The organism is Bosea sp. 29B, from assembly GCF_902506165.1.
Taxonomy (GTDB): domain Bacteria; phylum Pseudomonadota; class Alphaproteobacteria; order Rhizobiales; family Beijerinckiaceae; genus Allobosea.
On record NZ_LR733817.1, the window covers coordinates 3553897 to 3573206 of the forward strand.

Genomic DNA, 19310 nt, shown 5'->3' on the forward strand with positions numbered 1-19310 from the left:
TCCATGCCGGAACCTTTATTGGTGAGGCTCAGGCATGGATCCCGGATCTCCGCTGCGCTTCGTCCGGGATGACCAGCTTGTTTATGAAAGCGGTTGCGCCAGGAAAGGTTTCACTGCCGCGAGGGTGTCCTGCGGATTCTCCTCCGGCAGGAAATGGCCGCTGACGATCGCCTGACCCTCCGCCTGCGGTGCGAAGGTCTCGCGCCAGATCGCGAGTGGGCTCGCGCCCTTGGCCGGGATGCCAGCCTCGCCCCAGAGCACCAGCACCGGGCAGAGGATCTTTTTGCCCGCCCCGAGATCGGCCTTGTCGTGATCGAGATCGGTGGTCGCGCCGGCACGATAATCCTCGCAGGCGGCATGGATGCGCGAGGGGTCGTCGAAGGAGTCGACGTAGGCGGCCATCGCCAGCGGGTGGAAGGCCTCGATCTTCTTGGCCCGCGTCCAGCTCGCGATCGTATGGTCGAGCCAGCCGGCGGGGTCGGCCTGGATCAGCTTCTCCGGCACGGGCTCGGGCTGGGCGAGGAAGGTCCAGTGATAGACCTGCATGGCGCGCGCTGCGTTCATGCCCTCCCACATCGAGACGGTCGGCAGGATGTCGAGCAGGACGAGCCGCTCGACCCGGCCGGGATGGTCGAGTGCGAGGCGATAGGCGACGCGGGCGCCGCGGTCATGGCCGATCACCGCGAAGCGGTTGAAGCCGAGCGTACTCATCGCGGCGACGATGTCTTCGCCCATGCCACGCTTGCCGTAGAGCGCCTTGCCGTCATCGCCATGCGGAGCGGCCGACCAGCCATAGCCGCGCAGGTCCGGGCAGACGACCGTGTGCGTCTTCGCCAGTTCGCCCGCCATCTCGTGCCATTCGGCGTGGGTCTGCGGGAAGCCGTGGATCAGCACCACCGGCGGCCCTTCGCCGCCGACGCGGGCGAAGATCTTGCCGACCGGCCCGTCGATCCAGCGCGCCTCGAAACCGGGAAAGAGGCTGTCGATATTGGTCATGGCCGCTGCTCCTGTGACGGTACGGCCGCGGCGATGTCCGTCAGGCCGAAATCCTCGCCCTTGTAGAGCAGAGGCGCGTTCAAGGATTTGGCAAGAGCATAGGAGAAGCAGTCGCCGAGATTGAGCTTGGCCGGGTGGCGGCCCTTGCCGAAGCGCAGGAAGGCCTTCGCGGCAATTGAGGCCTGGGCTGGATCGACAGGAGCGATATCGATGGCGAAATCCGACAGAGACTGCGTGAAGCGCTCCAGAGATAGCCCGGGTGCTCGCGTCGAAAGCACCATGACGCACTCCACGAAGCTCATGGCCGAGCAGATATTTCGAGGGCTGAAGCTCAACCGTTCCAAGAACGATCGAGCTTCCGGCTCCTCAAGCAAAATTGCAACGATGACCGAGCTGTCGACGACGATCGTGTCTGCTGTCACGAGGGCAGGCCGTTCTCGTCATAGCCGATGATCTCGTCATCGGTTCTCGGATCGTCGACCCGATAGGTCCGGATCTCGGCGAGAAGTTTCTCGACCTTCTCCAGATCGATCCGCCCCTGCTTCGGCTTGGGCAGACGCGCAAGCCGTTCCTCGGCTGCCGTTTTGACTGCGTCGGTGATCGTCTCTCCGGTCCGAGCGGCGAGCTCTCTTACGATCCTGTCGGCGTCGGGATCCTTGATCAGGATGGCCATGGCATCCTCGTGTATATATCGATTGCTAGTTCGATATATACAACGCGCCGATCGCTCTGTCAGCCTTCGCGCTCGCGCTTGATCGCCTGCCAGCCGATATCGCGGCGGCAGAAGCCGCCGGGCCAGTCGATCAGGTCGACAGCCGCGTAAGCCTTGGCCTGCGCCTCGCTGACGCTCTTTCCGAGCGCGACGATGTTGAGCACGCGCCCACCGTTGGCGACGATGTCGTTGCCCTTCGCCTGCGTGCCGGCGTGGAAGACCAGCACATCCTTTTCGGCGGCAGCCTTGTCGATGCCCTCGATGACGCTGCCCTTCTCGGGCGTGCCGGGATAGCCCTTCGCCGCCATCACCACCGTCAGCGCGACGTTGTCGGACCAGCGCAGGTCGATCGCATTCAGCACGCCGTCGCGCGCGGCGAGCAGGGCCGGCACCAGATCGCTCTTCAGGCGCGGCATCAGCACCTCGCATTCTGGATCGCCGAAGCGGGTGTTGTATTCGATCAGCTTCGGGCCGTCGGCGGTGATCATCAGCCCGGCGAAGAGCACCCCTTTGAACGGCGTGCCGCGCTGGTTCATGCCGGCCAGCGTCGGCGCAATGATCTCGGTCATGACCTGCGCTTCCATCGCCTTGGTCATGACCGGCGCCGGTGAGTAAGCGCCCATGCCACCGGTATTCGGGCCGGTGTCGCCGTCGAAGGCGCGCTTGTGATCCTGAGCCGAGGCGAGGGGCAGAGCATGCGCGCCGTCGCAGAGCGCGAAGAAGCTCGCTTCCTCGCCGATCATCCACTCCTCGATCACGACCTCGGCGCCGGCAGCGCCGAGCCCGCCGGAGAACATCATCGCCAGCGCCTCATTGGCCTGCTCGACCGTCTCGGCCATGACCACGCCCTTGCCGGCGGCGAGCCCGTCGGCCTTGATCACCAGCGGCGCGCCGGTCTTCGCGACATACGCCTTCGCCGTAGCCTCGTCGGTGAAGCGGGCGAAGGCCGCGGTCGGGATGCCGAACTCGGCGCAGAGCTCCTTGGTGAAGGCCTTCGAGCCCTCGAGCTGCGCTGCCGCCCTGGACGGGCCGAAGGTCTTGATCCCCGCGGCTTCGAGATCGTCGACGATACCGTCGACCAGCGGACCCTCCGGCCCGACCACGACGAGGCCGACGCCCTGCAGCTTGCAGAAATCGGCGACGGCGCGGTGATCGGCGATATCCAGCACGACATTGTCGCCGCATTGGGCGGTGCCGGGATTGCCGGGGGCAATGAAAAGCTTGTCGCAGAGCGGGGAGGCGCAGATCGCCCAGGCTAGGGCATGCTCGCGCCCACCGGACCCGATCAGAAGAATGTTCATCGCATCTCTCCGCTTGCTCAAAGGCGCAATAGCTGCCGCGGGCTGACGGAGCAACGCTTCTGCTGGCGTCCTCGTGCCGCTAAGTTCGCGCCATGGACAACGAATCGCCTCAAGCCCCCGGCAATGCTCCCGAATGGTCAGTCTCCGACCTCTCCGGCGCGCTCAAGCGCACGTTGGAGGATGCCTTCGGTTTCGTGCGCGTACGCGGTGAAATCTCCGGCTATCGCGGCCCGGTCGGCTCCGGCCACGTCTATTTCTCGCTGAAGGACGCCAACGCCAAGATCGACGCGGTGATCTGGAAGGGCGTCTTCGGCCGGCTGAAGACCAAGCCCCAGGAAGGGCTCGAGGTCATCGCCACCGGCAAGATCACCACCTTCGCCGGCAAGTCGAGCTACCAGATCATTATCGATTCGCTGGAGCCGGCCGGCATCGGCGCGCTGATGGCGCTGCTGGAGGAACGCCGCAAGAAGCTCGCGGCCGAGGGCCTCTTCGATGCCGGTCGCAAGCAGCTCATCCCGTTCCTGCCGCGCGTGGTCGGCGTCATCACCTCGCCGACCGGCGCCGTCATCCGTGACATCCTGCACCGGCTGGAGGAGCGCTTCCCTCGTCAGGTCCTGGTCTGGCCGGTGCGTGTCCAGGGCGAGAGCAGCGCGGCCGAGGTCGCCAACGCGATCGCGGGCTTCAACGCGCTGCCCGAAGGCGGGCGCATTCCGCGTCCGGATGTGATCATCGTCGCGCGCGGTGGCGGCTCGCTCGAAGACCTGATGGGCTTCAACGAGGAGGTGGTGGTCCGCGCCGCCGCGGCCTCGCTGATCCCGCTGGTCTCGGCGGTCGGCCACGAGACCGATGTGACCCTGATCGATCACGCCGCCGATCTGCGGGCGCCGACGCCGACCGGCGCGGCTGAGAAGGTCGTGCCGGTGCGGGTCGAATTGCTGGGGCAGGTGACGGATCTTTCCCGGCGGCTCTCCGGAGCGACGCTGCGCCTGTCCGAGCGTCGCCGCAACGATCTGCGCGCGCTCGCCCGCGCCCTGCCGACGCCCGAGAATCTGCTGGCCGCACCGCGTCAGCGGCTCGACCTCGCCGCTGCCAAGCTCGGTCCGGCGCTGGCGCGCAATGCTCGTGCGTACGAGCAGCGTCTCGCCCAGCTCGACCGCCGCCTCCACACGCAGTCGCCAGCGGCAAAGCTCAAGACGCATGCTGCGAAGCTGGATGGTCTTGCTAAGCTCCTCGCGGCTGCTCGCGACAAGATCTTTCTGGTCGAGCGCAACAGGATCGCCAGAGCCCGAGATAATCTTCATTCCGTCCATACACGGGCGCTGCCAGCCTTCGCCCGCCAGATTCAGCGCCGCCGCGACCGGCTCGACAGCGTCTGGGCGCTCGCTGCGTCGTTAGGGCCGCAGGCTGTGCTGGCGCGCGGCTATGCGCTTGTGCGCGACGAGGGCGGCAATCTGCTGCGCAGTGCTGCGGCCGCTCGGCCGGGATTGGCCCTCCAGGTCACGCTCGCCGATGGCAGCTTCGCTGCGATCGTGCCGGGCGGGGCTGTTCCGCCGCAGGCGCCGCGGCAGCCGACCCGCAAGGCGGTCGGCGGGAGCGGGCAGGGCGATCTGTTCTGACATTCCGAAAACCGGTCATTCACCACCAATTTGGATGAATAGCGTCCCGTTCAGATAGCGTTCAGCTAGAGCTGGCTAATCGCTGCCTGATAGCGGTTGGGGGAATGTTCCTTGATGCTCGCCGGTTTCCGGATACGCCTTGCTTGTGCCTTTGCCATGCTTGCGCCTCTGGGCCTGCAAGTGCAGCAGGCGAATGCGACCGAATTCGTCTGCAGGCCGTCGACGCTGACGCGCGATGCCGCCGATCTCGCTTCCTCCTGGAGCAGGGGCAGCACCCCCTTGCGCATTCTCGCCATTGGCTCGTCCTCGACCGAAGGCATCGGCGCCAGCGGCAAGGACAAGACCTACCCGGCCCGGCTCGGCGCGTTGTTGCGCGAAGGCCTGTCAGGCCGCTCCATCGAGATGGTCAATGCTGGCATCGGCGGCGAGACGGCGCCGCAGACCTTGTCGCGCCTCAAGGCCGCGTTGTCGGAAGGCCGCTACGATTTGGTGATCTGGCAGGTCGGCACCAACGACGCCGTGACCGGCGGCGATCTCGGCACCTTCCGCCAACTCGTCGCAGACGGCATCGCCGCCGCCAAGCAGGCCCGCACCCGGCTCGTCATCCTCGATCCGCAGTTCTATCCCGGCATCAAGGAAACGGCGCGTTATCGTGCCTATGTCGACGCCATCGCCGAGGTCGCCAGGGCGCAGGCAGTCCCGGTGCTGTCGCGCTATCAGGCGATGCTGAGCTGGTATCAGCGCGATGCGGACGGCTTCATGGCCGCGCTCGCCGGAGACCGGTTTCATATGAGCGATGCCGGTTATGGCTGCCTGGCCCAGGACATCGCCCGCTCACTCCTAGGTGACAGGCCGGCTGCGACGCTCACGGCCTCGGCACGCTGAAGTTTGACAGGCCGCGGCTCGCCGCAGCTTCACCTGCCCATCAGGAAGGCCTTGACCCGCTTGATCGCGTCCGCGCGTGCGGCTGGGTCGGTGCCGATCGTGACCTTGCCGGTCCCGGAGGCCGAATAGGCGACGCCTTCCTTCTCGCGCCGGTCGAGGCGCGGATGGTCGAAATCATGCACCGCGCCGGGATAGAGCACGAGCTCAACCGGCTCGCCGCGGGCGCGGGCGGCCTTGGCGAGGAAGTCGCAAGGGGCGGGCGGCGTCCAGTCGTCGGCATCGCCCATCAGGATTAGGGTCGGCAGCCTCGCCTCGAAGCTGCCCGACTCCGATTGCAGCCGGCAGCCGGGATAGAAGGCGACGGCGCGAGCGAAGTCCGGCTGGCGGTCGGCCGGCCGACGGTCTTTGCGGATCGCGGCGAGGACGCTGGAGCCGCCTCCCGACCAGCCGAGCAGCGCGATCGCATCGCGGCGGACATCGGGGCGGTCCTGCAGCCAGCGCCGCGCCGCCATCGCATCGCCGACGCGTTCGCGGCTGGCGCGGATGGTGACGTCCTTGACACCGCATTGCGAACCGAGCCCGCGCGAGCCGTAGCTGTCCGGCATCAGCACGATCAGTCCGGTCTCGGCCAGGCGCTCGCCCCAGTCGCTGTGTCGCATCGAGAGCTTCTCGGGCTCGCGCCAGAGGCCGCCACAGCCATGCAGCGCGACGACAGCGGGAAACGGCCCCGGGCCCGTCGGGCGGAACATCACCCCATCGAGCTGATAGTCGTCATGCGGGATGCGGACGCGTTCATAGCCGCCCGCCATCGCGGGCGCCGCGAGCAGGGAAACAAGACCAATCGCCAGCAAGGTGGCGCGGGTCAGGCTGGACATCATCGCAACTGACGCTATCACAGAAAGACCATGCTGGAACAATGCGTGGTTTCAGAAATGGTTGCGTCAAGCTGCAACCTGTACGTTAACCTGCTGTCGCTCGATCGCCCGACCCCGTGATGAACATCAACGAACGTCTGCCCCCCTCAGGATCGGAAGCGCTGGTCGATTACGGCCATGGCGAGTTTCGGGTCGTGCGCCCCGGCGCCTTCGTCCGCTGCGCCGTCACCGGCGCCGCGATCCGGCTCGAGGATCTGCGCTACTGGTCGGTCGACTGGCAGGAGGCCTATGCCTCACCCGAGGCGGTGCTATTGCGCGTACGCCGAGCCGGCCGCACCTGAGCGGGCCTTTGCGAGGGCATTGCGCAGCAGCGCGTTGAGCGCTGCGTCATCCTCGAAGACGAGCGTGACCGGCACGCACAGAAGGAGCGAGCGCTCGGCCGCCGGCCAGAGCGGCGCGAGCTTGACCATGTCCTTCTCGGTGACGGCGATGCGGCAGGCCTTCGTCTTCGCATCGGCGATCAGCGCCGCGACGTCAGCATCCGAATAGGCATGGTGGTCGCCATAAGCACGCTCGCCAGCGAGCCGTGCACCAGCGGTGCGCAGTGTTGCCGCGAATTTCTCGGGCCGGCCGATGCCCGAGACCGCCAGCACCGACAGGCCGGCGAGCTCCGCCTGAATGTCGATCGGCGGCACGAGCTTCGCCCGCAGGACGCGCTTGCCGACGGTGAGCGCCTGCGCGGCGACATGGTCGCCGGCCGCTCCTTCGCCGATGACGACGAGGGCATCGGCCTGCCCGAGTTGCCCGGCGAGCGGTGCGCGCAGCGGCCCGGCCGGCAGGCAAAGTCTGTTGCCGACGCCGACGGCGCCATCGATGACCGCCAGTCGCAGGTCCTTGTGCAGCGACGGATTCTGCAGCCCGTCATCCATCAGGACGAGGCTGGCGCCGGCCTCGCGCGCCAGCGCAGCGCCAGCTGGCCGTTCGCGCGCGACGATCGTCGGCAGCCGCGCCGCCAGCAGCAGCGGTTCGTCGCCGATATCGACTGCACCGTGCCGGTCCGGCTTGACTTGCACCGGGCCGGAGAGCCGCCCGCCATAGCCGCGCGTCAGGGCGAATGGCGTCTCGCCCATCGCGGCGAGCCGGGATGCCAGCGCCAGCGTGGTCGGCGTCTTGCCAGCGCCCCCGGCGACAAAGTTGCCGACGCAGATCACCGGTATGCCGGCTTCGGCACCCGGACGGCGCATGCGCTTCAGCGTGATCGCGCCATAGAGCACCCCGAGCGGTTGCAGCAGCCGGGCGAGGGCGGATGGCGGCGCGCGCCACCAGAAGCCCGGGGCGCGCATCAGTCCACGCTCTCGCGCTGGCCGATGGTGGCGCGCAGCAGCAGCGGCTCGATCGCCTGGACGGTCCGCTCCAGCGCGCCGCTGAGCTCGGTGCTGGTGCGGGCTGCGGCCCGGGCGGCCTGGCGCGCTGCGGCGGGGTCGCTGAGCCAGCGGTGCACGGCCTGGGCCAGTTCCTGCCGGTCGGCGACCTCTATTGCGCCACCGCCGGCATCGAAGGCGGCGAAGAGGTCGGCGGATTTATGCACGAGCGGACCATGCAGCAGGGCGCAGCCGAGCTTGGCCGGCTCGATCGGGTTGTGGCCGCCGATGGGGGCGAGCGAGCCGCCGATGAAGGCGACCGGCGCCAGCCGGTAGAACAGGCCGAGATCGCCGAGAGTGTCGGCGATGTAGAAGTCGATGTCGCGCTCAGGCAGGTGGCCGAGCGAGCGCCGGGCGCTGGCGACGTCGTTGGCCTGCGCCAGGGCCTCGACCTCGCCGCCGCGATCGGGATGGCGCGGCACGACGATGGTGAGGAGCTTCGGCAGATGCGTCCTGACGCCGAGATGGGCGGCGAGCACGTCCTCCTCCTCGCCCGGGTGGGTCGAGGCGGCGACCCAGACCGGCCGGCCGGCGGCGAGGCCATCAAGTAAGGCAAGCGTATTGGGATCGGCCGGCGGGGCGGGGACGTCGAATTTCAGGTTGCCGGCGATGCTGACGCGTGGCGCGCCGAGCTGGGCGAGGCGCTGCCCGTCCTCTTGCGACTGCGCCAGGCAGCGGTCGAAGCCGGAGAGCAGATAGCGCGAGGTCTGCGGGAACTTGTACCAGCGCCGGAAGGAGCGCTCCGACATGCGCGCATTGACCAGGACGAGCGGCACGCCGCGCTTGCCGGCCTCGATCATCAGGTTCGGCCAGATCTCGGATTCGCAGATCAGGCCGAGATCGGGGCGCCAATGGTCGAGGAAGCGGCGCATATAGCGCGGCACGTCGAGCGGCAGGAACTGATGGATCGCCCCAGCCGGCAGGCGCTGCGCCAGGAGCCGCGCCGAGGTCACGGTGCCCGAGGTCACCAGCACGGCGAGCCCGCGCCGCTGCAGCCGCTCGATCAGGGGCAGCAACGTCACCGTTTCGCCGACGCTGGCGCCGTGCAGCCAGACCAGCGTCTTCGTCGGCCGCTCGACGCTCGGATGGCCCCGCCGCTCGGAGAGGCGTGCCGGGTCCTCCTTGCCGCGCCGGCGTCGCCAGAGCAGCAAGCCGGCGGCCACCGGCTCGAGCAGGGCAGTGAGCGTCCGGTAGGCCTGGATGATGAAGCTGCGGCCGATCATGCGGCGTTGGCCTTGGCCGTTGCCTTGGCAGCCTGGATTTCACGCAAGTCGGCGCCGGGATCGCGCGCGCCGATCAGCGCATAGGCGCGCTCATGCACGGCGTCGAGCCCGGCCTGGACGGCGAGCCGCGCCGCCTCGCAGGTCGCCTCATCCGCCTCACGCGCAACCCAGACCGGATCGCCGACGACGATGGCACCGCGCCCGAAGGGCAGGCCGATCGAGGCGCGATCCCAGCTGTTGAAGTCGATGCGCCGGCTGGTCACCACCGCGATCGGATGGATCGGCCGGCCGGAGGCGCGTGCCAATTGAACGATGCCGGGGCCGCAGATGCGGGCGCGCTTGGGAATGTCGGCGGTCAGCACCATGGTGTCGCCGGCGGCGAGCCGGCGGACCATGGCGAGGAAGGCCGGCGCGCCACCCTTCTCGCGGACCTTCTTGCCCGAGGCGCCCGAGCCGCGGATCGCACCGATGCCGAGCTCGCGCAGCGCGACGGCGTTGAAGCCGCCATCGCCATGGCGCGAGACCAGCGAGCAGGACGGCATCCATTCCGGCCGGGCGAACGGGATCATGACATGCTGGCCGTGCCACATCGCGATGATCAGTGGCAGCTCGCCGCGCACGCGTTCATAGACGTCGGCCGGCTCGACGGCGAAGCGGTTCGTGCGCCTGACCAGGCGCAGATAATAGGCGAGGCTGCGCCCGAGCGCCTCCTGCGCGAACTTCGTCTTGAGCAGCGAAAATCCCATCGAACCGGACTGTGGTGCCTTTCAGATCAATTCTGAACCGTCGAGGGATCGAGCAGGCGATGCAGGTGGACGACGAAATAGCGGGTCTGGGCCTGATCGACGGTCTGCTGCGCCTTGGACTTCCAGGCCGCATGGGCGGCGGCGTAGTTCGGGTACACGCCGACGATGTCGAGCTTGGATAGATCCTTGAACTCGACCCCGTCGAGCGAGCTCAACTCGCCGCCGATCACGAGGTGCAGCAGCTGTTTGTTGTCCTGGCTCGTGCTCATCGTTCGTCTCCGACCGGTGTCCTGAGGTCTGTGTCGAAAGCAAGCTGGAGCAGCGCCGGATTCGCTCCGACCTGCCTCGCCTGCGCTTTTGCCGTGCGATCAGATAAGCCATCAGCCGCGCGCGCGCGAGGGCCGATTGCCAACAAATTGCGGTTATTTCCGGCAGCTTTCGCCCTGGCGCTGCTGCAGCGGCGTCGCGCCGCGCTTCAGCTCCGCTGCGGCTGGCTCTCGCGCAGCCGGCGCAGCGCCTGCGCGAGTGGTGCTGCGAGGCCGGTTCCCGATGCCATCAGCATGCCGTGGACCGGTATCTCGCGGTTATAGCCGAGGGCCTCGCCATCGGAGGTCGTGACCTGCCCGCCGGCCTCCTTCAGCACGAGATCGGCGGCGGCGAGATCCCAGTCGCGCGCATCCGGTGAGACCAGCCCGGCATCGATCGTGCCGTCGGCGATGCGGGTCAGCCGCAGTGCCAGCGACGGAATCTTGTCCGCGGCGACGAAATCCTCCTGGCGGGCGAGCGCGTCGAGCATCGGTTTTGGGCCTGCGATGCGGGCACCGGCGAGCGTCGTGAGCCCGCTCGCGCGGATCGACTTGCCGTTGCTGTGCGCTCCACCGCCGCTGATCGCCGTATAGGTCGTCGGCCCCGCCGGCGCGTGCACTACGCCGAGGACGGGACGCCCCTCGTCGAGCAGGGCGACGCAGACCGCCCAATCGGGCGAGCCGGCCATATAGGCGCGGGTGCCGTCGATCGGGTCGACCACCCAGACGAAGCGGCGTGACAGGCGGATCGTGTCGTCGGCCGTCTCTTCCGAGAGCCAGGCGGCCTCCGGCAGCAGCGCCGCGAGGCGCACATGCAGGAAGGTGTCGACGCCGATATCGGCCTCGGTCACGGGCGAGCCGCCGGCCTTCGACCAGGTCTTGGCGGCGGTCTTCGCGCCGGGGCGGAACAGGTTGAGCGCGAGTCCGCCGGCCTCTCGGCAAGCGGCCTCGACGGCGGGCAACAAATCCCCGGCGATGGGTAAAGGTGTCGATGTCATCGGGCTTCGTTACGGCCTTGCGGGGCGGCTGAACAAGGAAAAAGCCACCATTGCGAGAAAGATTCCGTCAAGCATCAACCGGGAAACCGGCCGGAAGAGGGCGGAAAACCGCCCCGTCACCTTTGTTTAACCCTCCAGCTTAAGCGCTCGGACAATCCTTCCGGCCACTCTCCTCCCTGCAAAGCACGAGAACCCCGCATCGACAGAGGGTTCCGGGCAGCAGGGATTAGAAGAGAGGCGTTAAAACCGATGGCCAGCGTCACGCCGGCTGCTGGGGAGGTTGGCTGCGCGCCCGCCTTCCCCAGCAGCGCACATAATCAGAGCGGACAGCCCTCGCAGCCGGCGCTAGCGCCGCAGCAGCAAAATGGTCCACGCATCGAGCGCGTCGGGCCGGTGCGCATCTTGCGCGGCGGTGCCGGCTGGCGCGGTATCGCGCTGCGCCTGGCTGGCGGCGCGATCGCCGACGATGACCGTTTCCAGCTTGCTCTGACCGCGGGCGATGGCCGTTCGGTCGTGGTCGCCGTGCTCGATCAGGACGATGCCATCGCTGTCTGGCGCGATGCCGGCCGCACGAGCGGCCTGCCGTTGCTGCTCGAAACCAGCGACGGCGTGATCACCGAACCCTATCCGCAGGTCGGCCGGGTCGCGCTCGGCGCGGTCCGCATTCGCCGCCGGCATGCCCTGCTCGCTGGCCGCCGCCCGCGCTTCCTGACGCGGCGCAAGACCGGCCGCCTGCCGGAGCGCCCCGTGGTGATCCGCGGCGAGATCTTGTCCTAGAGCAGGATGGCTTAGCGCAGAAACACCGCGTCGTTCCGGGCTCGATCCTTTGGATCGCCCCCGGAACGACGGTGTGGTTCAGCCTCTAGAACGCGAACTTCACCAGCGCATCGAGCGCGAAGCCGGCCGCGAGCAGCAGGCCGGCATGCCAGTTCGACCGGAACAGCTTCAACGCCGTGGGCCCGTCTGCGCCGGCGATGCTGTGGACCTGCCAACCGAGGTGCAGCGCGAACAGCGCCACCCCGATGAAGGCAACCGGACCCGCCCCCGAGAACCAGGCGGCGACGCCGGCGAGCGCGATCGTCATGCCATAGCAGAGCCCGACCGCCTGCTGGGTGAAGGCGCCGAAATAGCGGGCGCTCGACTTGATCCCGGCGATGACGTCGTCCTCGATGTCCTGCATCGCGTAGATCGTGTCGTAGCCGATCGTCCAGAACACTGCCGCGGCATAGATCAGATAGGCCGGCGCATCCAGGCGCCCGAACACCGCGCTCCAGCCGACGAGCCCGCCCCAGGAGAAGGCGAGGCCGAGCACGAATTGCGGCATGTTGGTGATCCGCTTCATGAACGGATAGATCGCAACGATCGCCAGCGAGGCGATGCCGGCGATCACCGTGAAGCGGTTGAATTGCAGCAGGATGACGAGGCCAACGAGGGACAGCCCGACCATGAAGGCGGCGGCTTGCTTCGGGCTGACCTGGCCGGAGGGCAGGGGACGGCCACGGGTGCGCGCCACCTGCGCGTCGAGCTTGCGGTCGACGATGTCGTTGAAGGTCGATCCGGCACCGCGCATCACGATCGCGCCGATCAGGAAGAGCAGGCAGTGCCAGAGGTTCGGGACAGGCAGTTCGGCCGCGATCGCGGCGAGCCCGGCTGCCCACCAGCACGGCAGCAGCAGGAGCTGCCAACCGATCGGGCGCTCGATCCGGGCGAGCTTGAGATAGGGCCGAAGGGGACGCGGCGCTTTGGTATCGACCCAATGCCCGGTTAGAGCGTCGGGAAGCGGCGCGTCGGCAAGTGGAGGCGAGGGCGCCATCGTGGCGCCGGCCGTATCAGAGCGCGCCCTGCGGCACGCGCATCGGGCCGCCGGTGATGGAATCGCTACCGCCGAACGGGTTGGCGCCCTGTTGCTGCTGCGCCTGCTGCTGGGCGCGGCGCTGCATCTGCGCCTGCTGCTTCACCGCATTGCAGGCCTGGCCGCGGATGGCGCCGGCCTTCTCATTGTCGGCCTTCATGCCATCGACGAAGCTCGCCGGAATCTGGCACCAGTCCTGGTTGGCGGAAGCGAACTTGATCAAGGTGTTGCCGTTGCCGACCAGCCGGCCCAGGATGCCGCAGGCCTGCTGGGGCGTCATCTTGCGCTTGGCCTTCGCGTTCGCGTTGAGCTGCCCGACGATAGACTGGCGCTCCTGCATGAGCTTCTGGATATTCTCGCAGCCCGAAGGCGCTTGCGCCAATGCAGGCTCGGCCAGGGCCAGCCCGGCCAGTGCCGCCGCCAGCTTCAGGGTCGCGTATCGCCGCATCATCCGCTCCGCTCTTGTCCCATCACCCACGCCCGTCCCGGCGTCGCGGGCCTTTCCATAACAGTGAGAGCCATGCGCCAACAAGCGCCGGCTCGTAATTCACCGAGATTGCTTGCTGATAGCGTGGGATTGTGGCGACTTTCGCGCCATTACGACGGGATCGGATTCGAAGAGCATGCGGGATTTCACCAAGCATCGGCTGTACAGCGAGGCGCCGTTGGCGGCGGGCGCCGTACTGGAACTCGCGCGTGACCAGGCCAATTACCTGCTCAACGTGCTGCGGTTGCGCAGCGGCGACACCATCCTCGCCTTCAACGGCCGCGACGGCGAATGGCTCTGCGCGATCCGGGCGGAAGGACGCAAGCAGGCCAGCTTGGAGGCGCTGAACCAAACCCGCCCGCAGCCGCCCGCGCCCGGTCTCGTCTACCTTTTCGCGCCGCTGAAGCATGCGCGGCTCGATTATATGGCCCAGAAGGCGGTCGAGATGGGGGCGGGCGTGCTTCAGCCGGTGCTGACCCGCTTCACCCAGGTCTCGCGGCTCAATCTCGACCGACTCGCCGCCAATGCGGTCGAGGCGGCCGAGCAATGCGGCATCCTCGCTCTGCCGGAGATCAGAGCAGAGCAGCCGCTCGCGGCAGCGCTGGCGGCGCTCGAGCCGGAGCGGCTGCTGGTCTTCTGCGACGAGGCACAGGAGCCGCAGAGCCCGATCGCCGCCTTGCAGAGGGCCCCGCATGGGCCGGTCGCCCTGCTGATCGGCCCGGAAGGCGGCTTCGACGAATCGGAGCGCGCTCTGATTCTCCAGCGCGAGCGGGTGCTGCGCCTGTCGCTTGGCCCGCGCATCCTGCGAGCGGACACTGCGGCGGTGGCGGCGCTCGCCGTCGTGCAGGCGACATTGGGCGACTGGTCCGCCGGATAACTCCGCAACTTGCGTGCTGTGGGTTCCTCTCCCGCTGCTCGGAACGCGACGGCCGCTTCCGCGTTTAGGCGTGGAAACTGCGCCGCTGGTCGCAGTTCCGACTCATTGACTGGCAGTCTGGCGCCGCTGCTTCGCTCCGGGGCGGCCCGCCACGGGGGAGAGACATCATGGTGAGCAGCGCCTACCGCTTTGGCATCGAGGAAGAGTATTTCCTGTCCGATGCCGGAAGCCGCGGCGCCGTGCGCAAGATCGCACCGCGCTTCATCGAGGCGGCGCAGGCTGCCTTTCCCGACGAGTTGCAGCGCGAGATGCTGCAATCGCAGATCGAGGTGGCGACGCCGGTCTGCGAGAGCATGACCCAGGCCCGCCATTCGCTGCGCCGGCTGCGCTCGGGGCTCGCCGGGATCGCACGCGAGCACGATATGCTGCTGCTCGCCTGCGGCACCCACCCGAGTGCTGTTTGGGCTCGCCAGCGCGCCACCGAGGCCAAGCGCTATGACGGCATCATGCGCGACCTGCAGATGCTCGGCAGCCGCAACCAGCTCTGCGGCCTGCATGTCCATGTCGAGGTGCCCGACGAAGACCAGCGTATCTCGATCATGGTCCGGATGCTGCCTTTTCTGCCGCTGCTGCTGGCACTCTCGACCTCCTCGCCCTTCTGGCAGGGGCGGCGCACCGGGCTGATGGGCTACCGGCTCTGCGCCTATGCTGAATTGCCCCGCACCGGCCTGCCCGAGCTCTTCACTGACGCCGCCGACTACCGCGCTTATGTCGACACCATGGTCGCCGCCGGCGCGATGCGCGATTCCAGCTTTGTCTGGTGGGCGATCCGGCCTTCGCATCAGCATCCGACCTTGGAATTGCGCGTCGCGGACAGCTGCACACGGCTCGACGACACACTCGCCATCACCGCGCTCTATCGCTGCCTTGTGCGCCATCTCGCCCGCAAGCCGGGGCTCAACGCCGACCTGACCGCCGCCTCGCGCGCGCTTGCCGGCGAGAACATCTGGCGCGCCCAGCGCTATGGCGTTCATGGCGGCTTCGTCTGTGAGAAGCGTCGCGCCATGCTGCCGGTCGGGCAGGTGCTGGATGAGGTGCTCGATCTCCTCGACGAGGATGCCGCTGCGCTCTGCTGCGGTCTCGATCTCGCTCATTGCCGCACCATCGTCGCCGGCGGCACCAGCGCCGACATGCAGCTGGCGATCTTCGAGGAGGCCCGCGCCGGTGCCGGCGGCCAGAACGCCGGGCTCGTCGCCGTCACCGACTGGATCGCCGCGCAGACGCGTGCGGATGACGCGGATGACGACCAGTTCGCACCGAAAGGTGCAAATCTGCTGCGCGGTGCCGCCTGACGGCTTCGTGATCATGCGTTGATGCAAGGTCGGCAAGCGCCTGCACGCGTTTGCAGTCGTTGTCGGATGATCGCCGCTCGCCTATTGCTGGCGCTCCTCAGCGCATGGCGCGGTGGAGCGCCAGCTCCCGCCGCCCGTGCCGCACTTAGATCCGGCGCGTTGCCCGGCTGCCAGATCGGCAGGCGGCGCGTCGGTGCACGCATGCCGGAGCGCCCATGGCCCGCGACGTATCCGATTCGACTCCGATCAGCTCGAAGGCCGAACTCGTCGGCTGGATCGCGCAGGGTGAAAAACCGGCTTCCGAATTCAGGCTCGGCACCGAGCACGAGAAGTTCCCGTTCTATCGCGACGATCTCAGCCCGGTTCCCTATGAGGGCGCTGCTGTCGGCCGCAGCGGCGGCATCCGGCAATTGCTGGAGGGCATGCAGGCACGCCTCGGCTGGGAGCCGATCCTCGATGCCGGCCACATCATCGGCCTGGCCGGTCCCGAGGGCGGCGGCGCGATCTCGCTGGAGCCTGGCGGCCAGTTCGAGCTCTCCGGCGCGCCGCTTGCAAATGTGCATGAGACCGCCAGCGAGCTCGACCAGCACCTCGCCGATGTGAAGGCGGTCGCCGAGCCGCACGGCATCGGTTTCCTGCCGCTTGGCCACTCGCCGCTCTGGACCCGCGAGCAGACGCCGATGATGCCGAAGCGGCGCTACCAGATCATGAAGAACTACATGCCGAAGGTCGGTACGCGCGGCCTCGACATGATGTTCCGCACCTGTACCGTCCAGGTGAATCTCGACTTCGCCAGCGAGGCCGACATGGTGCGCAAGCTGCGGGTCTCGCTCGCTTTGCAGCCGCTGGCCGCGGCGCTCTTTTCCGCCTCGCCCTTCAGCGAGGGCAAGCTCAACGGCTTCCAGTCGATGCGCTCCGAGATCTGGCGCGACACCGACAATGCCCGCTCCGGCATGCTGCCCTTCGCCTTCGACGAGGGCATGTCCTACGAAGCCTATGTCGACTGGGCGCTCGACGTCCCCCTGTACTTCGTCAAGCGCGGCGACACCTATCACGACGTTGCCGGCGCCTCCTTCCGTGACCTGCTCGCCGGCAAGCTCCCGCAATTGCCGGGTGAGCGCGCCACCATGTCGGACTGGGTCAATCACCTCGGCACCCTGTTCCCGGAGGTGCGGCTGAAGCGCTATATCGAGATGCGCGGCGCCGATGCCGGCCCGGTCGAGATGCTGAACGCGCTGCCGGCCTTCTGGGTCGGCCTGCTCTATGACGACGCTGCGCTCGCGGCCGCCTGGGACTTGGTCAAGGGCTGGAGCGCCGAAGAACGTCAGCAACTGCGCGACACCGTGCCGAAGGCCGGGCTCAACACCAAGATCGCGAACCGTTCGCTGCGTGAGCTCGCCCGCGAGGTGGTCGAGCTGTCGCGTGCAGGTCTCGCTCGCCGGGCTCGACTCGACGACAAAGGCCGCGACGAGGCGATCTATCTCGAGCCGGTCATCGCCATCGCCCAGAGCGGGCGCACGCTCGCCGAGCGTCTGGCAGTGCGTGAGCAGGGGGCCTGGGGCGGCAAGGTCGAGCCGGTCTTCCCGGAGCTCGCGCTGTAGGCGCTGAAGGCGAGCGGGACATTCGCCGGTGATCGCGTGTTTTGCGCTTCGGATTAACCAATCGTCCGGAGTTTTGGGCTAATCTGGCGGGTATGGAACGCTTTTCCGCCCTGGCCCTTGAATTCCTGCGCGACCGCCGCGGCGCGACTGCGCTCGAATATGGCTTCATCGCGTTCTTCGTCTCGATCGCGGCGATCGCGACGATCCGGCAGATCGGCCCGCTGCTGAACGCGAAATACGCCAGCATTCTGCCTGGCCTCCAGTAGGACACTCCTGCGCGCGCCTGTCGTGGCGCGCCGATCTTGCACGCCTGTGCTGCGGTTCTCCGTTCAGTTTTGATCGCATTTCACCACATCGCCGAAGGGTCGTGCGGCCAGGCGGGCTTTCCCAGAGACTGCAGCGACAGTCACGGGTTCTGGAGCGGTTTTTCAATCGCCCGTGCCTAGTGCCCAGCCTCGTCTCAGGCTGTCGCCTACTCCGCCGCCACCTTGAAGCTCTGCAGGTTGTCGAGGCTCTGGATGATGTGCTCGGCGAGCGCGTTGGACAGGATCGAGGGGTCGTGCCGCGTGCGCAGCAGGCCGATCTTGCAGGAGGGCAGGGTGGAGAAGCCCTCTGCCGGGCCCAGGATGCGCATGCCCGGCCGGACCGCGCTCTCCGGCAGCACCGAGACGGCCAGGCCCGCTACCACCGCGGCGCCAACCGCTGTCGAGTTCCAGCTGGCATAAAGCACGCGGAAGCGCCTTCCCTTGCTCTCCAGCGCCTCGACCGCCGCCTGACGCCAGTTGCAGGTCGGGCGGCCCAGCGCCAGCGGCAGCGGGTCTTCCTCGTGCACGCAATGGCGGGCCGAGGTCACCCAGAGCAGCGGCTCGATCCGGATGATCTCGCCCTGGCCGCGGCCTTCGACATGGGTGATGATCGCAAGGTCGATGTCGCCGCCGCCGATCCGCTCCGCCAGCATCGGCGTCGGCTCGCAGACCACCGTGACCTCGGTGCGCGGATTGGAGCGGGCGAAGCGCGCCAGGATCTCCGGCAGATAGCGGTCGGCATAGTCGTCGGGCACGCCGAGCCGGATGCGGCCCTTCAGATCTGCCTCGGTGAAGCTCGCGACGCATTCGAGGTTGAGTCGGACGATGCGGCGGGCATAGTCGAGCAGGCGCTCGCCATCCTCGGTCAGCTTGGCATGGCGTCCATCGCGGCCGAAGAGCGGGCGGCCCACCCGCTCCTCCAGCCGCTTCATCTGCATCGAAACGGCCGATTGCGTCTTGAAGACGATCTCGGCGGCGCGGGTGAAGGAACCGGTGTCGGCGATGGCGACGAAGGTCTTGAGCTGATCGGCGTCGAGCACATGGGCCATGGCCGGCCTCCTCCCAGATGTTCATCAAGATCGGTTGTGTTTAGTATCATAACCATTCGTTTGGCTGATGGCCAGCGTGGAGTTATGGTTTGGGCATTCTCCCGCCGATGCCGATTAGTCCGGTTCTGACGGGAGGCGAGTTTCCACGTCCAACCCCGAGGAGGCTGTCATGCTGGTCATGACCTTCGTCACGAAGACCTTGTCTGCCGTTTCCGGCGGCGCGGCGCGTGCTGCCGCTCATTCGGTCACGGGCACGAAAAACCTGGTGCGCGCTTTCCTGCACCGCCGCGAGGTGATGCGCCTCAGCGAGCTCGACGAGCGTGGGCTCAAGGACATCGGCCTCGTTCGCTCCGATATCGACGGCGCGCTCGCGGTCTCCTGGCTCAGCGATCCGTCGAGCGTGCTGCAGGATCGCTCGAACCAGCAGCAGGCGGCTGCCGTGAGCCGGCGAGAGGCCGGGGTTCGACGGCCCGTGGTGATCAAGGCCGCGACGCGGCCGAGTGCGAAGGACATCAAGATCGCGTGCAACGCCTGACCCCTTGGCGTGACGCGTCCCTGCGGGCGGTGGCTTCGGCTGCCGCCCTTTTTTATCCCGGAGGGTGCAGCCTGGTCTGCAATCGTTAACCGGCCTGCGCGTCACGTAACGCTTCATTCAGCAAGTTCGATCACATTTGCGCCGCATTGCGCCGAGTACGGCGCCCCAATCCCT

At 67.7% G+C, this 19310-nt stretch carries 22 protein-coding genes; 9 read left to right on the forward strand and 13 right to left on the reverse strand.

Annotated elements, in window-relative coordinates; genetic code table 11:
* Window positions 1–81: 81 nt before the first annotated feature.
* Genes GV161_RS17175 through purD form a run of 4 tightly spaced genes read right to left on the reverse strand, consistent with a single transcriptional unit; the run spans window position 82 to window position 3009 of the window.
* Window positions 82–996: an alpha/beta hydrolase gene (locus GV161_RS17175; RefSeq protein WP_152016844.1), complete on the reverse strand. Its 915-nt coding sequence runs from the start codon at window positions 994–996 to the stop codon at window positions 82–84.
* A complete protein-coding gene (locus GV161_RS17180) occupies window positions 993–1418 on the reverse strand; it encodes a type II toxin-antitoxin system VapC family toxin (RefSeq protein WP_244624249.1) in 426 nt (141 codons plus the stop codon). Before GV161_RS17180 ends, GV161_RS17175 begins: the two co-directional genes overlap by 4 nt.
* Window positions 1415–1669, reverse strand: a complete 255-nt coding sequence (locus GV161_RS17185) for a type II toxin-antitoxin system VapB family antitoxin (protein WP_152016845.1) — start codon at window positions 1667–1669, stop codon at window positions 1415–1417. The genes GV161_RS17180 and GV161_RS17185 overlap by 4 nt, the downstream gene beginning before the upstream one ends.
* Window positions 1670–1728: 59 nt before the next feature.
* Entirely contained in the window at window positions 1729–3009 is a 1281-nt protein-coding gene (gene purD, locus GV161_RS17190; RefSeq protein ID WP_152016846.1) for a phosphoribosylamine--glycine ligase, read from the reverse strand.
* A gap of 92 nt (window positions 3010–3101) precedes the next feature.
* On the opposite strand from purD, the gene xseA reads away from it, so the two are divergent.
* Together xseA and GV161_RS17200 are read left to right on the forward strand one after the other, a co-directional pair.
* Entirely contained in the window at window positions 3102–4625 is a 1524-nt protein-coding gene (gene xseA, locus GV161_RS17195) for an exodeoxyribonuclease VII large subunit (protein WP_152016847.1), read from the forward strand.
* A 156-nt stretch (window positions 4626–4781) separates the two neighbouring features.
* Window positions 4782–5510 (forward strand): SGNH/GDSL hydrolase family protein, encoded by a 729-nt coding sequence (locus GV161_RS17200; protein ID WP_159650283.1) that lies wholly within the window; start codon window positions 4782–4784, stop codon window positions 5508–5510.
* A gap of 29 nt (window positions 5511–5539) precedes the next feature.
* Here the strand turns inward: GV161_RS17200 and GV161_RS17205 are convergent, their stop codons facing one another.
* Window positions 5540–6385: a dienelactone hydrolase family protein gene (locus GV161_RS17205; RefSeq protein WP_152016849.1), complete on the reverse strand. Its 846-nt coding sequence runs from the start codon at window positions 6383–6385 to the stop codon at window positions 5540–5542.
* A 119-nt stretch (window positions 6386–6504) separates the two neighbouring features.
* On the opposite strand from GV161_RS17205, the gene GV161_RS17210 reads away from it, so the two are divergent.
* Window positions 6505–6726, forward strand: coding sequence for a DUF2093 domain-containing protein (locus GV161_RS17210; RefSeq protein WP_152016850.1), 222 nt, complete (start codon window positions 6505–6507; stop codon window positions 6724–6726).
* Here GV161_RS17210 and lpxK read toward each other — a convergent pair.
* The 5 genes from lpxK to GV161_RS17235 all read right to left on the reverse strand — a co-directional run bounded on the left by lpxK (window position 6694) and on the right by GV161_RS17235 (window position 11078).
* The gene (gene lpxK, locus GV161_RS17215) at window positions 6694–7728 is read right to left on the reverse strand and encodes a tetraacyldisaccharide 4'-kinase (protein ID WP_152016851.1); all 1035 of its coding nucleotides are present in this window, start codon (window positions 7726–7728) and stop codon (window positions 6694–6696) included. The two genes, GV161_RS17210 and lpxK, sit on opposite strands and share 33 nt — an antisense overlap.
* Window positions 7728–9029, reverse strand: a complete 1302-nt coding sequence (locus tag GV161_RS17220; protein ID WP_152016852.1) for a 3-deoxy-D-manno-octulosonic acid transferase — start codon at window positions 9027–9029, stop codon at window positions 7728–7730. The genes lpxK and GV161_RS17220 overlap by 1 nt, the downstream gene beginning before the upstream one ends.
* Entirely contained in the window at window positions 9026–9775 is a 750-nt protein-coding gene (locus GV161_RS17225) for a lysophospholipid acyltransferase family protein (protein ID WP_152016853.1), read from the reverse strand. The genes GV161_RS17220 and GV161_RS17225 overlap by 4 nt, the downstream gene beginning before the upstream one ends.
* Window positions 9776–9801: 26 nt before the next feature.
* Window positions 9802–10044, reverse strand: a complete 243-nt coding sequence (locus tag GV161_RS17230) for a DUF4170 domain-containing protein (protein WP_152016854.1) — start codon at window positions 10042–10044, stop codon at window positions 9802–9804.
* Between the two features lie 206 nt (window positions 10045–10250).
* On the reverse strand, window positions 10251–11078 hold the full coding sequence (locus GV161_RS17235; RefSeq protein WP_152016855.1) for a 3'(2'),5'-bisphosphate nucleotidase CysQ: 828 nt from the start codon (window positions 11076–11078) through the stop codon (window positions 10251–10253).
* A 249-nt stretch (window positions 11079–11327) separates the two neighbouring features.
* Here GV161_RS17235 and GV161_RS17240 point away from each other — a divergent pair, with 249 nt between their 5' ends.
* Window positions 11328–11855 (forward strand): DUF6101 family protein, encoded by a 528-nt coding sequence (locus tag GV161_RS17240; RefSeq protein WP_152016856.1) that lies wholly within the window; start codon window positions 11328–11330, stop codon window positions 11853–11855.
* 85 nt (window positions 11856–11940) lie between these two features.
* Here the strand turns inward: GV161_RS17240 and ubiA are convergent, their stop codons facing one another.
* Together ubiA and GV161_RS17250 are read right to left on the reverse strand one after the other, a co-directional pair.
* Window positions 11941–12891 (reverse strand): 4-hydroxybenzoate octaprenyltransferase, encoded by a 951-nt coding sequence (gene ubiA, locus GV161_RS17245; RefSeq protein WP_152016857.1) that lies wholly within the window; start codon window positions 12889–12891, stop codon window positions 11941–11943.
* Between the two features lie 16 nt (window positions 12892–12907).
* A complete protein-coding gene (locus GV161_RS17250; RefSeq protein ID WP_152016858.1) occupies window positions 12908–13378 on the reverse strand; it encodes a hypothetical protein in 471 nt (156 codons plus the stop codon).
* A gap of 175 nt (window positions 13379–13553) precedes the next feature.
* On the opposite strand from GV161_RS17250, the gene GV161_RS17255 reads away from it, so the two are divergent.
* From GV161_RS17255 to GV161_RS17270, 4 genes are all read left to right on the forward strand, one after another.
* Entirely contained in the window at window positions 13554–14294 is a 741-nt protein-coding gene (locus GV161_RS17255) for a 16S rRNA (uracil(1498)-N(3))-methyltransferase (RefSeq protein WP_152016859.1), read from the forward strand.
* Between the two features lie 167 nt (window positions 14295–14461).
* Window positions 14462–15646, forward strand: a complete 1185-nt coding sequence (locus GV161_RS17260; RefSeq protein WP_152016860.1) for a carboxylate-amine ligase — start codon at window positions 14462–14464, stop codon at window positions 15644–15646.
* Window positions 15647–15861: 215 nt separating this feature from the next.
* A complete protein-coding gene (locus GV161_RS17265) occupies window positions 15862–17247 on the forward strand; it encodes a glutamate--cysteine ligase (RefSeq protein WP_152016861.1) in 1386 nt (461 codons plus the stop codon).
* Between the two features lie 92 nt (window positions 17248–17339).
* Window positions 17340–17513, forward strand: coding sequence for a Flp family type IVb pilin (locus GV161_RS17270; RefSeq protein ID WP_152016862.1), 174 nt, complete (start codon window positions 17340–17342; stop codon window positions 17511–17513).
* A 206-nt stretch (window positions 17514–17719) separates the two neighbouring features.
* On the opposite strand, the gene GV161_RS17275 is transcribed toward GV161_RS17270, so the two are convergent.
* Complete coding sequence (locus tag GV161_RS17275) at window positions 17720–18601, reverse strand: LysR substrate-binding domain-containing protein (RefSeq protein ID WP_091832439.1); 882 nt, start codon at window positions 18599–18601, stop codon at window positions 17720–17722.
* 169 nt (window positions 18602–18770) lie between these two features.
* On the opposite strand from GV161_RS17275, the gene GV161_RS17280 reads away from it, so the two are divergent.
* Window positions 18771–19136 (forward strand): DUF1127 domain-containing protein, encoded by a 366-nt coding sequence (locus tag GV161_RS17280; RefSeq protein WP_152016863.1) that lies wholly within the window; start codon window positions 18771–18773, stop codon window positions 19134–19136.
* The last annotated feature ends 174 nt before the right edge of the window (window positions 19137–19310 follow it).